Annotated in this window: 2 protein-coding genes; one reads left to right on the top strand and one right to left on the bottom strand. The window is 69.9% G+C overall.

Annotated elements, in window-relative coordinates:
• Nucleotides 1-119: 119 nt before the first annotated feature.
• Entirely contained in the window at nucleotides 120-1148 is a 1029-nt protein-coding gene (locus JL475_RS38635) for an NADP-dependent oxidoreductase (RefSeq protein WP_307825328.1), read from the bottom strand.
• Between the two features lie 74 nt (nucleotides 1149-1222).
• Between JL475_RS38635 and JL475_RS38640 the strand changes: the two genes are divergently transcribed.
• Nucleotides 1223-2140: a LysR family transcriptional regulator gene (locus JL475_RS38640; RefSeq protein WP_202282869.1), complete on the top strand. Its 918-nt coding sequence runs from the start codon at nucleotides 1223-1225 to the stop codon at nucleotides 2138-2140.
• Nucleotides 2141-2256: the final 116 nt, after the last annotated feature.

Below are 2256 nucleotides of genomic sequence, written 5' to 3' on the forward strand. Positions count from 1 at the left end.
TCCAGGCGGCTCCTCAGGGCGATCTTCAGAAAACGAACGTTTTCTGGAGAGACTGTTGGGGTGCCGCACTGTTCGGCTTTTGCGGGCCGGTCGCCCCTGGGCCTTCCCGATACGGCCTGTCATTCTCCCGCACGGACGATCATCTTCCCCATGTTGTCGCCCCGCAGCGCCCCCAGGAAGGCGGCGGCGATGTTCTCGAAACCGTCGACCACCGTTTCCTGCGGCACCAGTGCTCCGGAGCGTATATGCGGGACCGCGAAGTCCTCCAGGAGCGACTGGGCGTCCTTGTGGTCGCGGACCAGCACGCCTTCCAGGCGCAGGGACTTTCCGACCACGTCGAAGAGGTTGCGCGGGGCGGGCGGGGGTGTGTCGAGGCAGTGGTACTGGGCGATCGCCCCCACCCAGGCGATGCGGCCGAAGTCGCGCAGCGAGCCGATGGCAGCCTCCAGGTGGTCGCCGCCGACGTTCTCCACCGCTGTATCGAGACCGTCCGGGGCAGCCGAAGTGAGCAGGTCGGAGACCGGGCCGTCGTGGTAGTCGAAGGCCGCGTCGAAGCCCAGGTCCTTCACCAGCCGCTCGACCTTCAGCGGTGATCCCGCGCTGCCCACGATGCGACCTGCGCTCATCAGCCGGGCGAACTGGCCCACCGCCGTGCCGACGCCGCCCGCCGCGGCGGACACGAAGAGGTCCTCCCCCGGCTGCAGCTGCAGGGTGCGAGTCAGAGCCACGTACGCCGTCAGGCCAGTGCCGCCCAGGACGGACAGGTAGGCGGTGAGGGGCACGCCGGCATAGCGCGGCAGCACCCGCACCGTCGAGGCCTCCACCAGTGCGTGGGTGCGCCAGCCCTTGCGGTGCAGGACGAGGTCGCCCGGGGCGAGGGACGGGTCGGCGGAGGTCAGGACGCGGCCGATGGTGCGGCCTTCAAGCGGTGCATCCAGGTCCCACCAGCTCACGCCGTCAGGAAGGCCGGCCTGATCCATCAGTTCACGCATGTAGGGGTCGACGGACAACAGGATGTTCTCGACCAGGGCCGTGCCGGGCGACGGCGCGTCGAGTACGTGCTCGGTGAAGGCGAAGTCCGACAAGGACGGGAAACCGGAGGGGCGTGCAACCTGGTGCACGGCCTGTGCTGTGATCGTCATGGTCACGACGCTACGGAGGACCCCCGGGCTCGGGCAGACCGTATTACTCATGGCTCTACCGCTGGACATGAAAGGCACTCATGGCCGAGCTCACCCCCGCCGAGCTGCGCATCCTGCTGTCCGTGAGCGACGAGGGCGGCTTCACCGCCGCCGGGACCGCTCTTGGCATGACCCAGTCCGCTGTCTCCCATGCCGTCCGCGGCATGGAGCGCAAGCTCGGCACGGTGCTCTTCGACCGCGCCCGCACCGGCGCCACACCCACCCCGGCCGGTGAGCGTGCTGCCGCGCACGCCCGCCGAATCCTGCGGCTGTACGAGGTGATGGTCGCCGAGGTCCGCGCCGATAACGCCACGGGCGCTGTGCTTTCCGGGCCGCTGCGCGTGGCTGCCTTCCGCAGCGCGGCGCTCCACCTGCTCCCGGACGCCTTGGAGCGACTGACCCGACGGCACCCTGGCCTAAGCCCGGAGGTCCGGGTGGTCCGGGACATGGGCCCCGGGCCGGCCGGTGAAGTAGCTGATGGGCGCGCCGATCTGGCGATCGCGACGCTCGGCGGGTCTACTCCCATGCCGACAGGATTGATCACGGGCGATCTGCTTGAGGAGGCATACGCCTTGGCCCATCCCAGCGGCCACACGGCTCCTCGCAGTCTGCCGCTCGTCGACTGGCAGGAGAACTGCTCCTCCTACACCGCCGCCTGGTGGTCCGCCCAGGACTGGCTGCCCCCCGCCACCATCACCGCCGAGGACGACGGAACGGTACTGGCTCTGGTCGCTCAAGGACGGGGCATGGCCGTCATGCCCGAGCTCTCGCTGCGCGACGCACCCCCATCCGTCGAGACCGTCGACCTCGGCCCCGACCGCCCCACCCGACGTATCGGCTACGCCACGACACCGGAGCTGGCACGCACGGCAGGGGTCCGCGCGTTCATACGGGAATTGCGAGCGGGAAAGCCCAGTGCGCTCCCCGGGCGGACGCCCGGCCTGCACCGGGGACAGTGAACGGCCCAGGGTGCACCGGCTGTCAGTCTTCTTTCTCGTCCTCTGCCGCGCCCGGGGCTCGGAAGGGGCGCAGGCCCTGGCCGGGGCCGCTGGCGGTGATGTTGAACAGGTAGCGG

It is taken from the genome of Streptomyces sp. M2CJ-2, assembly GCF_016757295.1.
GTDB lineage: Bacteria > Actinomycetota > Actinomycetes > Streptomycetales > Streptomycetaceae > Streptomyces.